Origin of the sequence: Chryseobacterium sp. JM1 (assembly GCF_000737715.1) — a bacterium.
Classification (GTDB): domain Bacteria; phylum Bacteroidota; class Bacteroidia; order Flavobacteriales; family Weeksellaceae; genus Chryseobacterium.
Genome location: NZ_JPRN01000017.1, coordinates 13,651 through 27,327 on the forward strand (window position 1 = coordinate 13,651; position 13,677 = coordinate 27,327).

Sequence of the window (13,677 nt, forward strand, 5' to 3'; positions counted from 1 at the left end):
TCCTTTTACCAGGCATTTATTTTATAATTTTTCAGCAGTACTCCGCTGTAATAATTTCCTTTTATTCCCTCAACAACCGGATGCAAAATTCGCGCAGCTCCGTCTACAGAATCCAGTGGCGGAATATATCCCTGCTCAAACTGTTTCTTTCGAAGACTTTCTTTTGCACCTGTAGAAATCCATCCTACATCCACGGCACTCATATAAATCTGATCATTTTCAAATTCTTTTGCAGAGGTAAGCGTCATCATATTCAGGGCCGCCTTTGTCATATTCGTGTGCGGATGAAATACCGTTTTATTATCATAACTGAAAATACCTTCAGAAGATGTCACATTGATGATAAACTTCTCCTGAAATGCTGAGTTTTTCATCAAAGGTTTCAGTTCTTTGATCAGAAAATAAGGTGCGATATGATTGATCAGATTCACCTCTACCAGTTCGTACATGGAAACTTCTTCCAGTGTAGAATTCCAGCTGGTTTTTTCTCTGTTATCCACAGGCTGTCCGAAACGGGTAAGCGCCACCGGAGTTTCATCGTTCTGTGCATATTCAAGTTTTGCAATTTCGCTTGAAATTTCCGTCTGATTGGGGAAAAGATTCTGAATATTTTTAAACTCAACTAACTTTTCTCTTTCACGATTAATGATCGGAAGATAGTATTCATCCGGATATTTTATGGTTTGAGCGGCATTATTGATCAGGATATCCAGTGTATCAAAACGGGTTTTATAAAAATCTATAAAATCCTGTATTGCCTTTAGATTTCTCAAATCCAAACCGTATACCCAAAGTCTTTCTTTCCAGTCTTCGTAATCTGCTTCCTGCTGCATCATTTCCAGCGCCAATGCCGGAAAACGGGTTGTCAAAACCAAATTGGCCCCGTTTCTCAACAGTTTCAGTGCGGTGGCCCATCCTACTTTTACTCTTCCTCCTGTCAGGATCACATTTCTTCCTTTGAGGTCTGCCGTTTCAAAACGTTTTTCATAGTTTTCTGCGGCACATTTCGGGCAAAGTCTTGTGTAAAAAGAATGAGCATACTGATAGCTATGGTTACAGCAGTAGCAGTTTTTCGGGATCTGAAGCGGAGTGAGTTTTGTTTCCCCTTTTTCTTCATCATAGAAAGCTGAAGCACCTGCCAATGCCTTTTGCATCAGGACAGCATCAGAACTCACCGCGAGATCATGAGATTTCATTCTGGAATAATTTTCCTGACGGTTCTGCTTTTTTGCGTTCTTATGAATTTTCGTGATCAGTCCTGAAAATGTTTTATTGTCAGGATTGAGGAATGGATCGTCTTTCAAGGCATCCAGTACCTTGAGACATGTTTCCCATTCGTTTTGCGAAAATTTTTGATCTGAAAAATTCATAGCTTCAGTTTATATCTGCAAAATTATCTGCGCAGTACGCAATCTTTTTACGCACTGAAATTTTATTTATTATTCGTTGATAAATTTTTCAAGAAAACCGATCAACTGTTTCCCACCGTGGCTCCACCGGATTCCGTGACCTTCTTTTTCCCTGACTTCAAAAACAAGTTCATGCTTGTAATGATAGAAAACATTCCACCAGGTTCTGTTATCCAGAATATAACTGATCTTTTCCATCACTTTTTCCTGTTTCTGCACATTATTTCCTTTTATCTCGCCCCAGAACTGATCATCCATTCTTCCGATATGCTTTTCACAGGCTCTCTGTGCAATGGTAATTTCACTGTTAAAAGGTTTCATGCAGGCTTCGATTAACATTTCTTTTAAAGGCGGAACAGCATTTTCATCGCGGATGCTGGCGGATGTCAGTCGCTGCCCCAGAATATCCAGCCAATGCTCAAATGGGATATTTTCCAGTCGCGATGCTTTGACCTCATCAGAGTCGTTGCTTTGGAATATATCGATGAACAGCTCAAAACTTTTCGTTCGGTCCGGTTTTATTTCTTCATTAAAATATGGAAGCTCCCATTCCAGCGTATTCTCCTGAAATTTACGGATATTGTTTTCCATCGCTTGCAGATGCTCTTCAGCGAGAATGGCCTGGTACTTTTCTGTCCAGGAATCTGAAATTAACCGAATATAAGGTGTTAACAAATTCATTCTCAAACCATTTTGATGAGATTAACCTCCAGTTTTTCTTCTGTGATGAGATGTGCAATGAGATTGAACCATTGTTGACAATGATCCAGAATCCATGCATCTGAAGACACGGCAATTTCTGAATTTTCTGCTAAGAATTTATCCGGATTGAACTCCAGTTCTGCTTCCCAGTTCAGTTTGTTTTCTTCTGCAAAATCAAGGACGATTTGTTTTATCCGTCCGCTGTTGGAAACCGGTTTGTCAAAAATCCAGACGAGCTTCTGTACCTCAGCTTTTTGAAAAAATCCAGCCACCAATTCCACCACTCTTTGAGTTTGGTTGACTCTTTTATACGTTCCGTGAACGCCTGAAAGATCACGAAAACATCCGTCTGCTCCTTCAAAAATGTAAGCACCGGACAGTAAACTTTCCATTAAAATCAATACATTGAAACCATCAAGATAAAGGATTTTATTTTTCAGATCCGAAACATCCAACTGTTTATCTTTTCTATGCTGTATCTGCTGTTCAGATGCGGAAGTCCCGCGCAATGCCTGAATCTGACGTGTTTTCAGCTTATACCTGTTTCCTACGAGTTCAGAGGAGGCTTTTTCAGGATAGTCTCTACTTAATAGATACAACATGTCCTGAACCGCCATTTTCAGCTTATCAACCTGTTTTTGCGAACCGAAAATCACATCATCACCGGTGTTTTTTCCGCGGTTTCTGTTATTCATACTCAAAAATAGTTTTTTAAGCGGATATAATTACAGGAATCTGTTTCTGACTGGCTATGATTTTAAATTTAACTCGAAGAGCCGGAAGATGGAAGATGGAGGCTGGAAGTACTGTTAGACGCTAATTTCAACAATTCCTGTAAAATTTGATGAAATTATAAAAAATGAATAGCGCCAAGTTACAGTTTTGCTTTGGTCTTCAAAAACTTCCATCTTCCATCTTCAAACTTCCTTACCTCATTATGACAAGATCTCAACTTTATCCCGAATTGGTATTAATTTATCAACATCTGAAAGGTGGAGTTATACATTTTACAACAAAAGAGATATTTCGTACAACGTTTTGATTTTCATAAGGAATATGTTTGCAGAGAATAAAAATATCGATTATGAATACTTTGAAAAAATTATGTTACCTGCTGACCACAATGCTTTTGTCTGTTGCTTTTGTATCATGTTCTGATAACGACGACATGGTCATGGAACAGATCACTCCCTCACAGATGCTTTCTTCCACTCCCTGGGAAACTACGGCTGCAAGAGACAAGAATGGTCAGCCTGTGAATCTCAGCGATGCCAGTGTAAACGGTTTTGTAGGTTTTGCTTACTTTAAAGCCGATGGAAATTTTGTGATTTACGGGCTGAATGACGTTTTAAGATCCAGAGGAACATGGTCTGTAGATCCACTGGGGAAAACCAGAATCATCACCGCACTGAATCCAGACGGGACGACCATCTTTACCCGTTCTGTGGATATTCTGGTGCTGAATAACAATGAATTCACGTATAGAATTCATACCAATCCAAGTGATCCTTCTGTTTATTACGATATTATCCATACCAAAACGGCCCACGCTGAACCAGCGAATGGCCAGCTTACTTTGGCTTCTACCCCGTGGGAAACTACAGGCGCTAAAAACAGCAGCGGAAATCCTGTAGCCTTAACGGATCCAAGTGTTTCCGGTTTTGTTGGATATTCTTATTTTAAAGCGAATGGTACTTTTACCATTTACGGGCTGAATAATTTGCTGAGATCCCAGGGAACATGGTCTATTTCTCCGGACGGCAAGAAGAGAACAATCACCGCTCTGGACGCGAACGGTAATGTACTTTTCACCAGAACCGTTGATATTCTTACGCTAAACAGCTCTGAATTTACCTATAGAATCGCTCCTGATGCAGGAAACCCTTCTGTCTACTACGATATCATCCATACCAAAGTAGATCATAAGGAACCATAGATATTTTTTAAGTTAGTTGATCATGGATGGACTTCGGCGGCCCAAAGGGCCGCCGAAGTCTTTTTTTAAATAAGCTTATGATCGTATCATCATGTTCAATAAAATCATTGAAGCAGCATTGTCTTTCTTACATCAGGTCCTGCCACCATTTCTTCCAGGTGACTTCTCCCAGCTGATCCAGATTTACTTTTTCACCAATCATCGGATGAGTAACCGGAATACTGTTTTCTTCCGCATATTTTGAAACAAGTTCCAAAGGTTCAAACCAGGGATGCTGGGCCAGTTTGAATTTTGAATTATGAACGGGAATGAAATTCTGGGCTTTCAGTTCCTGTACTTCCTGAATAATCTGTTCGGGCAGGCTGTGAATGTAGGGCCATTTTTCGTTGTATTGCCCACATTCCATTATCGCAAGATCAAAAGGTCCGAATTTCTCGCCGATCTCTGTAAAATGATTTCCGTAACCGCTGTCGCCACCCAGAAACAGTTTTTTGGATGGAGTTTGCAACACAAATGAAGTCCACAGGGAAATATTCCTGTTTAGAAGTCTTCCCGAGAAATGTCTTGCCGGAGTCAGTATAATGCTGAAACCATCTGCCAGGTCAATGCTTTCCCACCAGTTTTTTTCAATTATTTTTTCTGCTTCCCAGCCCCAGTATTCAAAATGCTGTCCCGTTCCCAGTCCGCAAATGACCTGGCCTACTTTATCTTTCAGCGCCTGAACTGTCGAATAATCCAGATGATCCCAATGGTCATGGGAAATAAGAAGAACATCAATTTCCGGCATATCTTCCGGTTTGTAATGGTCTGATCCCGAAAATGCCTTTATAGAACCGGGCATTGGAGAAGCATTCCCGCTGAATACAGGATCTACCAGAAACTTTTTACCATCAACCTGAATAAAATAAGAGCTGTGCCCGAACCATACGAGAACATTGTTTTCGGGTTTCAGGTTCTTCAGGTCTGTGGTGACAAACGGAATCGGGGATTTTGGCGTTACATTTTCTATTTTACATAGGGTCTGCAGGAGTAATTTGGTCATACTTTCCCCTTCCAGCAATGCTGGCGTAGGAAGAATATTCTGAAATTTTCCGTTGGTATAATTAGGAAGTGTATTAAAATAGGTTTTTCTTTTTTCATTGGGAAACTGTCCCATTTGTTTCTTTAAATTCATTCCGTTGTTGTTTTTGTTCTGAACCTTTGCGATCAGGATTAAATCAGAATAATAAATATAAGGATTAGATTCTTTATTTAAAAAGATCAACGAATAAAGGAGGTCGTTTACTTTATTTCTCCGTGTGAAACATAGATTTATGAATAGGTTTACAGTACAGAAACATTAACTTATTGTCTTCCCTTATTAATTTTTTATTTATTTTCTCTGATTGATGTAACAAACATCCTACAATAAGTGTCTTATTGGTGAAATATCACTTTGAATGAAGATAATTATATGTTCGGCAGCTTTACTGATGGGATCTCTGGTCTTTTCACAGGCTAAAAACGATACCATCAAGCAGAAGGAAAATCAAATTGAAGGCGTTACATTAACAGCTAGAAAACCCACCGTGGAATCTAAGGCAGACAGAACGGTGTTTAATGTATCCAACAGTTCTATCCTGGCAGGAAATACCACCTGGGACGTTTTGAGAATGACGCCTTTGGTAAGTATTGACAATAATGATGCGGTGAAGGCAGAAGGTGAATCCGTTACGGTTTATATCAACGATCGAAAATCTGTGTTTACCGGCAAAGAATTAAAGGAATATCTGAAAACCATTCCTGCTGATAACCTGATGAAAATTGAAGTGATCACCAGTCCGTCATCACGCTACGAAACGGCAGGATCAGTCATTAATATCGTTCTTAAAAGAAGGGATGATGAAGGAATGAAAGGCAGTGTGACTTTTAATAACAGACAAAACGCCAAAAATTCTCAGTATACGAACCTTAATCTTAATTATCACAAGAAAAATTTCACGCAGACCCTTATCGGAAGTTATAGCGATAATACCTATTTCCAGAGAAATACCAGTCTTAATATGCTGTATAAGGATAATGATATTACCCAGAGCAGCAACGAAACTTTGGGACGCGGCAAAAGCCCATCCATGTCCTCTACTTCCGAATATGAATTGAATGACAAAAACAATATAGGTCTTATTCTGGAATATTATCAAAGTAAAAACACTTCAACTTCTGACGCAGATTTCCTCAGAACCAGGAACAGTCACGATCCCGAATCTTATCATCAGGATCAGGATGTAACAGGTAGATACCGCACATTGGGGACGAATGTTTTTTATAAATACTATGACAAGGAGAAAAACAGAATTCTGGATGTCAACTTAGGTTCCAATTACAATTCTCAGGAGAATCTCAATGAATTTTTAAAAACATACAGCAATAACTCAAAAGTAAGTCAGCTGGGAATCAATTCTCATGAGCAGACCCGAAACTATTATATCAAAGTAGATTATACCCAGCCTCTGGGAAAAGGCGGAAGCTTTGAAGTGGGTGGAAAAATGGATTTCAATAATAATGTGATCCCTAATACGCTTTCAGGAAATAATGTGGATAATCTCCGTACCAATGATGTTTTTCATTACGAAGACAATATCAATTCCCTGTATGCGAACTACAGCAAAACCTTCTTCGAAAAGCTGGAAACAAGAGTCGGAGTCCGTTACGAGCATATCGACTATAAAATGAGAGAAGATGTATCCGGAAAAAACAGAAAGGATTCCTACAGTACTTTGCTTCCGAATTTATTGTTGAAATATTCTTTTTCAGATAAATATGACCTGACCCTGACCTACAACCGTAATCTCTGGCGTCCATGGTATTCGGAGTTCAATCCTTTTCTTGTTCCTACAAATGACGGAACATTCTCCCGCGGAAACATGGATCTGGAACCCAACCCGAGTCACAGGGTGTATATGAAGCTGGGAATTCTTAAAAAATACTTCCTTTCCGCAAGATATATGTATACCGACAAGGATTACTGGACATCTTTAGCTGAGGAAGATGGCAGGCTGGTAACCCTTCCTGATAATTTCAACGGAAAAGTGCAGAAGTATTACCTTTTTGCGAATACCAACCAGACTTTCCTGAAAAACAAGCTGAATGTGAATGTCGGAGTCGGATGGTACTACATTGACAATCATGACTTTAATGAGATCAACGATTTGAAAGGTCAAAAATACATCAATTATTTAGGAGCCTCAGCCAATTTATCCTACACGAATCTGTTTAACAAAAACATCAATCTGAGTGTCTGGGCAGAGCTTTCTAATCAGAATAACGGAAATTCATACGCGAATAAAACGAATATTTTCCATAACATTTCAGCCACCAAAATATTCCCTAAAACACAGATGGAAGTGAGTCTTCAGCTGATGAATATTTTCAGCAGGCCCAATTTTGACTCCACAAGCTACAGCCAGGAAGGAACCTCCAGAACTGCTACAAGATCCGACTGGTATGGCTTTTCACTTTCGTTCGTGAAACGTTTCGGAAACCAGAAAGTAAAAGGAAACACGAAAACGGATGTTGAAAAAAACAGCGGCGGCGGAAAATAAAGTAGCGATTTAACCTTGATAAGTCCTGAAAAAACATTTCAGAATTCATCAGACAAAAAATAAATTAAACAGCAGAAATCCCAGGGTTTTTGCTGTTTTTGTTTTTGGGCTCTACATAAATCATGTCCATCTGTTCAAGCAAAAACCCTTGATCTGAACTATTGGACCACATTTTTTTAATCATTCTGGATGAGAGTAAAAAAAACGGAAGTGGGTAGCTTTACACCAAATTAAAAAGCTTTTCAGATGAAAAAAAACAATCTAACAAACAGAACAGGTGCTCCAGTCTCAGATAATCAGAATATTTTAACAGCCGGAAAACGTGGTCCTGCCTTACTTCAGGATGTATGGTTTCTGGAAAAAATGGCTCACTTTGACCGGGAAGTGATTCCGGAACGCAGAATGCATGCTAAGGGCTCTGGCGCTTACGGAGTTTTTAAAGTTACCCACGACATTACGCCATATACAAAGGCCAATTTATTTGGTGAAATAGGTAAAGAAACACCACTATTCATCCGTTTTTCAACGGTAGCAGGAGAAAGAGGTGCAGCTGATGCAGAAAGGGATATCAGAGGTTTTGCCCTGAAATTCTATACCGAAGAAGGAAACTGGGACCTGGTAGGAAACAATACACCTGTTTTCTTCCTGCGTGATCCTTTAAAGTTTCCGGATTTAAATCATGCTGTGAAAAGAGACCCGCGTACCAATATGAGAAGTGCCGACAATAACTGGGATTTCTGGACCCTTCTTCCCGAATCTCTTCACCAGGTGACCATTACCATGAGCGACCGTGGGCTTCCCAAATCTTATCGTCATATGGATGGTTTCGGAAGCCATACGTACAGTTTTATTAATCATGAAAACAGACGTTTCTGGGTTAAATTTCATTTCAAAACCCAGCAGGGAATAGAAAATCTCACCAATGCTGAAGCGAAACAGATCATTGCTGAAGACCGTGAAAGTCATCAGAAAGATTTATATGAAAATATAGAAAATGGAAACTTCCCTACCTGGAAAATGTACATTCAGGTGATGGAAGAAGCGGATGCAGACATGTATCACATCAATCCGTTTGATTTAACGAAAGTATGGCCACACGGAGATTACCCGATGATTCCTGTTGGAGAATTCACCCTAAACAGAAATCCTTCCAATTATTTTGCTGAGGTGGAACAGGCGGCTTTCAATCCGGCTACCATCATTCCCGGAATTGGTTTTTCTCCCGATAAAATGCTGCAAGGACGGTTGTTCTCGTATGGCGATACTCAGCGTTACCGTTTAGGTGTCAATCATCACCAGATTCCTGTAAATTCTCCGAAATGCCCATATATGGCTTATCACCGTGACGGAGCAATGCGAACTGATGGAAACTACGGAAGCAAGATTGCTTATGAACCCAACAGTTTCAGCCAGTGGCAGGAGCAACCGGCTTATGAGGAACCACCTTTGGCTTTGTCAGGATATGCCGGACATTGGGATCACCGTGAAGATGATGATTATTTTTCCCAACCCGGAAATCTTTTCAGACTGATGTCCGATGAGCAGAAAGAACTTTTATTTAACAATACTGCGGATGCTGTGGGAGGCGCCCAGCAATTTATCCAGATCCGTCACATCAGAAACTGCTATAAAGCCGATCCCAACTATGGAAAAGGAGTTGCAAAAGCGCTAAATCTATCCTGGGAAACCGTTTGTGATTACGAGGGGTATGACATGAAAAAACAAACGGATATGAAATAGGGAGAAATCCCTGTTTCTTTATCTTTTTCCCCTGACTCAACTGCTTTAAACTTATTAACTGTCCATCAAATACTGATATTATACAATGGAGATACAAAAATTTAGTTATGATAATAATATCGTGCGTGCTTTCCTGTATGCCACCGTCGTGTTTGGTATTGCAGGATTTATATTAGGGCTTACCACCGCTCTGATGCTTTTCTATCCTGAACTGCCGGAATTTCTCTTCGGTACGGATGATATGACGATTCAGAGTTTGAGGGAAGGAAATATTCAGGGGCTTGTGAATTCGCAGGGGATATTGGGCTTCGGGAGAATCAGAATGATGCATACCAATACGGTGATCTTTGCTTTCGTATGTAATTCTTTTTTCTGTGCCACCTATTACAGTCTTCCAAGGTTGTTAAAAGCTCCCATGTACAATGCAACCCTCTCATGGATTCATTTCTGGTCATGGCAGATCATGATTGTAGCCAGCTGGATCACGTTTGCTATGGGCTTCAATACTTCAAAAGAATATGCAGAACATGAATGGCCGCTGGATATCCTACTCACCTTTTCATGGATTGTTTTCGGAATTAATATGTTTGGAACGATTGCGAAAAGAAGGGTAAGACATTTGTACGTTGCCATATGGTTTTACATTGCCACATGGATTGGGGTGGCTTTACTATACATCGTCAATAATCTTGAAGTTCCGCTTGATTTCTGGAAATCTTATTCCTTATATTCTGGGGTTAAAGATGCTCTGATCCAATGGTGGTACGGGCACAATGCTGTTGCATTTATCCTGACCACTCCTATTTTGGGAATGATGTATTATTTCCTTCCGAAAGCAGCAAACAGGCCTGTATTTTCGTATAAGCTGTCTATTATTCACTTCTGGTCCCTTATTTTCGTATATCTCTGGGCAGGACCTCACCATTTGCATTATACTGCTATTCCTGGATGGACACAGGCATTAGCCACAGGGTTTTCCATTATGCTGATTGCACCGTCGTGGGGAGGAATGCTTAACGGATTGCTGACTCTAAGAGGTGCCTGGGAAAAAGTACGGGACAATCCGGTTCTGAAATTCTTTGTTGTTGCCGTCACCTGTTATGGGATGGCTACTTTCGAAGGACCTCTTTTAGCGACTAAAACTTTAAATAAAATCGGCCACTACACAGACTGGGTCATTGGTCACGTACACTTAGGAGCTCTCGGATGGAATGGCTTTATGGCGTTTGGTATCATGTACTATCTTGTTCCGATTATGTGGAGAACCAATTTATGGTCTGTAAAGCTGGCCAACTGGCATTTCTGGCTGGGAACGTTAGGCGTTTTATTTTACGTTGTACCGATGTATATTTCCGGTTTCACCCAGGGATTGATGTGGAAACAGTTTAATCCTGACGGTACCTTGATGTATAAAAATTGGCTGGATACGGTAACTGCTGTCATCCCTTACTACAAGATGAGGTTCCTTGGAGGGACATTCTATCTTACAGGCGGATTACTGATGGTTGTTAATATTTTTAAAACCATAAGACAGGGCTCATTTCAGAGAGAAGTTGCTGCAGAAGCTCCTGCATTGGCGAGAATACACGGCAGAAAAGCCGGAGAAGGTATTCATTTATGGATCGAAAGAAAACCGGTTATCCTTTCAATAGGCGCGTTTTTTACTTTATCGATCGGAGGTGCTGCGGAAATCATTCCCACGATGACGATTAAAAAAAATGTTCCTACGATTTCGGCGGTTAAACCTTATTCCCCATTAGAACTCGAGGGCCGTGATCTGTATATCCGTGAAGGCTGTAATGCCTGCCATTCCCAGATGATCAGACCTTTCCGGGACGAAATTGTGAGATTCGAAGGTAAAAACGGACAGTATTCGAAGGCCGGAGAATTTGTGTACGATCATCCTTTTCTCTGGGGCTCTAAAAGAACAGGACCGGATCTGCACAGAGAAGGAGCCAGAAACCCGGATTCATGGCACCTGAAGCATATGTACAATCCAAGATCAACCTCTCCGGGATCTATCATGCCGCGTTTTCCATGGCTGATCACCAATAAACTGGACCGTTCTCAGATGCTGAGCAAAATGGAACTGATGAAAAAATCATTTGATGTTCCTTACAACAAAGCTCAGATTGACTCTGCAAACGCATGGGCAGATGGCCAGGCATCAGGAATTGTGAATAGAATCTATGCGGAAGCAACAGATATCAAAGAGCAGATAGAAAAAGAAAAAGCAGCTAAAGGAAACCAATTTGTTCCTCTGGAAAAACGGGAAATTGTTGCGATGATTGCTTATCTGCAGAGATTAGGAACGGATATTAAGACTACGGATGTTAAAACCGCAGGAAACTAATAGCAGCTGAACACTTTCATAAAAATATACATCATATTTAAATTATTCATACATTAGTGATTAATTACAAACTAAAATATTATGAAAAATTTAAAGAAAGTTTCAAGAGAACATTTAAAAACGATCAAAGGCGGTCTTTCGTATTGTAATGAACAACGGTATTGCAATATAAAATTCTGCTGTGCTGACGGAGTCTGCAGACATATAGATTCCGCTTACTGCCAATAAGCAGAAAATAATCTCATGTATTGATATACAATTCAATCATTGTACCCACATACAAAGCTTCTGAATAATCAGAGGCTTTTTTGTGGCAGAGCCTTTAAAATCATATATTTGGCCCTTTAACGAAAACCATGAAAAAAATTCTCTTATTTCTAGGATTATCCTGTTTATCTACGTTTTCCGCTCAGGAAAATTTGTTAGATCCGAACTACGGGCAAAACAACGGTACTTCGATTTTTGCATTTTACACCAATGGACAGCCCAGCGGTGGTCTTCAAATCCATGACACGACCCAACTTCCGGACGGAAAGCTTCTGGCGGTTGGGGCCAGTTTTTATGCCCGCTTTACAGCAAATGGACTTTTAGATCCAACTTTTAATAATGGGTTGGGATATAAACTGATCTCTCCTGCCCATACCTATAATATGGTAGAACCTGCCGGAGACGGTAATTATATTGTGCTGGATGGCAGTACAGGCGGACAAATCTTAAAAATAGACGAAAACGGAAATTCTGTAAACGGTTTTACCACTTATAACGCATCCGGGGACTATGTGGATATGCATATTGATCCCAGTGGGAAAATTTATGTTATAAGGAGGGTCAGTAATAATCACTTCTTAGTCCGCCTGCTTCCCAATGGTCTTGTGGATACAACATTTGCGAATAACGGGGAGATCGCGTTAGGTTCAACTTACCAGTACAGACAAGTGAAGGTAAATGCCAACAACGAAATCTTTATTGGAGGAAAATATCAGATCGCACAAAACAACCGTTATATGCTGGTTTCAAAATTTGATTCCGCCGGAAATCTGGTGACTACCTTTGGAACAAACGGGCATTTCACACGCTCTGCAGGAGAGTATGTTGGTGATTATACCCGCCTGGAACTTCTGGAAGACGGAAAAATACAGGGCTTTACTTCTGGAAGTTTCTGCTTTGGAAATAACTGCTTTGGCCTGATCGCCTACCGTCTTCTTCCCAACGGAACCTTAGATCCTTCCTATAAAAACGGAGGGGCGTTCGTACTGCCGATACAGTCAAATTCCGATCCTGTAGAAGTAAGACGCATGCCGGATAACTCGTTTATGATCGGAGGAACCGGTAATCATACGATGTATGCCCTAAGAATGAAGGCTAATGGAGAACTGGACACTTCTTTCGGGGTGGACGGCAAAATCATTACCCCTATTATTGGTACCGGAAGCTCCTTTGTCTATAATAAGGGTTTTGAATTATATGGAAATTCTATCGTATTGTTTGGCATCTATTCTATTTGGTACGGAGCCCAAACGAAATATGTGGGGACTGCGCGGAAATATTTCTTCTCTTCAAACAATTTGGCAACAACAGATCCGGAAAAAAGCAGCGACAAGATAAAAATTTACCCCAACCCAGTCGGAAACAATCTGCAATTCACATCCAATGTTCCTGTCAACGGATTTGAAATCTATGATATGAATGGGAAAAGAATTATGCATTCTGCCACTCCTGTAAAAAATAATTTCATCAATGTGAATGCCCTGAATTCCGGAAATTATATTCTTAAGCTGGAAACTTCGAAGGAAGTCATTACGGCCAAGTTTATTAAGGAATAAGACATCATTTCAGTTACAAGGCTTTAAGATTGACAGGTGTGAATGGTGAATTTTGCTTCGCAAGTGAATGGTGAATTTTGAGACATATATGAGATTTTAAAGTATAAAATTAACATTTATTATATGATTCACG

General features: G+C 40.2%; 10 protein-coding genes. 6 read left to right on the forward strand and 4 right to left on the reverse strand.

Annotated elements, in window-relative coordinates; translation table 11 throughout:
- Window positions 1–5: 5 nt before the first annotated feature.
- From IW22_RS20715 to IW22_RS20725, 3 genes are all read right to left on the reverse strand, one after another.
- Window positions 6–1,370, reverse strand: a complete 1,365-nt coding sequence (locus tag IW22_RS20715; RefSeq protein WP_034730610.1) for an SDR family NAD(P)-dependent oxidoreductase — start codon at window positions 1,368–1,370, stop codon at window positions 6–8.
- Between the two features lie 69 nt (window positions 1,371–1,439).
- Window positions 1,440–2,090: a hypothetical protein gene (locus tag IW22_RS20720; protein WP_034730612.1), complete on the reverse strand. Its 651-nt coding sequence runs from the start codon at window positions 2,088–2,090 to the stop codon at window positions 1,440–1,442.
- Window positions 2,091–2,092: 2 nt separating this feature from the next.
- Window positions 2,093–2,806 carry a DUF434 domain-containing protein gene (locus IW22_RS20725; RefSeq protein WP_034730622.1) on the reverse strand — a complete coding sequence of 238 codons (714 nt, stop codon included), beginning with the start codon at window positions 2,804–2,806 and terminating at the stop codon, window positions 2,093–2,095.
- A gap of 389 nt (window positions 2,807–3,195) precedes the next feature.
- On the opposite strand from IW22_RS20725, the gene IW22_RS24665 reads away from it, so the two are divergent.
- Window positions 3,196–4,047 (forward strand): DUF4822 domain-containing protein, encoded by an 852-nt coding sequence (locus tag IW22_RS24665; RefSeq protein ID WP_228384083.1) that lies wholly within the window; start codon window positions 3,196–3,198, stop codon window positions 4,045–4,047.
- 127 nt (window positions 4,048–4,174) lie between these two features.
- On the opposite strand, the gene IW22_RS20735 is transcribed toward IW22_RS24665, so the two are convergent.
- A complete protein-coding gene (locus tag IW22_RS20735; RefSeq protein ID WP_034730777.1) occupies window positions 4,175–5,221 on the reverse strand; it encodes an MBL fold metallo-hydrolase in 1,047 nt (348 codons plus the stop codon).
- Window positions 5,222–5,486: 265 nt separating this feature from the next.
- Between IW22_RS20735 and IW22_RS20740 the strand changes: the two genes are divergently transcribed.
- The 5 genes from IW22_RS20740 to IW22_RS20755 all read left to right on the forward strand — a co-directional run bounded on the left by IW22_RS20740 (window position 5,487) and on the right by IW22_RS20755 (window position 13,544).
- Complete coding sequence (locus IW22_RS20740; RefSeq protein ID WP_034730624.1) at window positions 5,487–7,628, forward strand: outer membrane beta-barrel protein; 2,142 nt, start codon at window positions 5,487–5,489, stop codon at window positions 7,626–7,628.
- 246 nt (window positions 7,629–7,874) lie between these two features.
- Window positions 7,875–9,368: a catalase gene (locus IW22_RS20745; RefSeq protein WP_034730627.1), complete on the forward strand. Its 1,494-nt coding sequence runs from the start codon at window positions 7,875–7,877 to the stop codon at window positions 9,366–9,368.
- An 85-nt stretch (window positions 9,369–9,453) separates the two neighbouring features.
- Window positions 9,454–11,721 carry a cytochrome-c oxidase, cbb3-type subunit I gene (gene ccoN / locus IW22_RS20750; RefSeq protein WP_034730630.1) on the forward strand — a complete coding sequence of 756 codons (2,268 nt, stop codon included), beginning with the start codon at window positions 9,454–9,456 and terminating at the stop codon, window positions 11,719–11,721.
- 81 nt (window positions 11,722–11,802) lie between these two features.
- Complete coding sequence (locus IW22_RS24505; protein WP_165571916.1) at window positions 11,803–11,949, forward strand: bacteriocin-like protein; 147 nt, start codon at window positions 11,803–11,805, stop codon at window positions 11,947–11,949.
- 128 nt (window positions 11,950–12,077) lie between these two features.
- Window positions 12,078–13,544, forward strand: a complete 1,467-nt coding sequence (locus IW22_RS20755; protein ID WP_034730636.1) for a T9SS type A sorting domain-containing protein — start codon at window positions 12,078–12,080, stop codon at window positions 13,542–13,544.
- Window positions 13,545–13,677 lie beyond the last annotated feature (133 nt).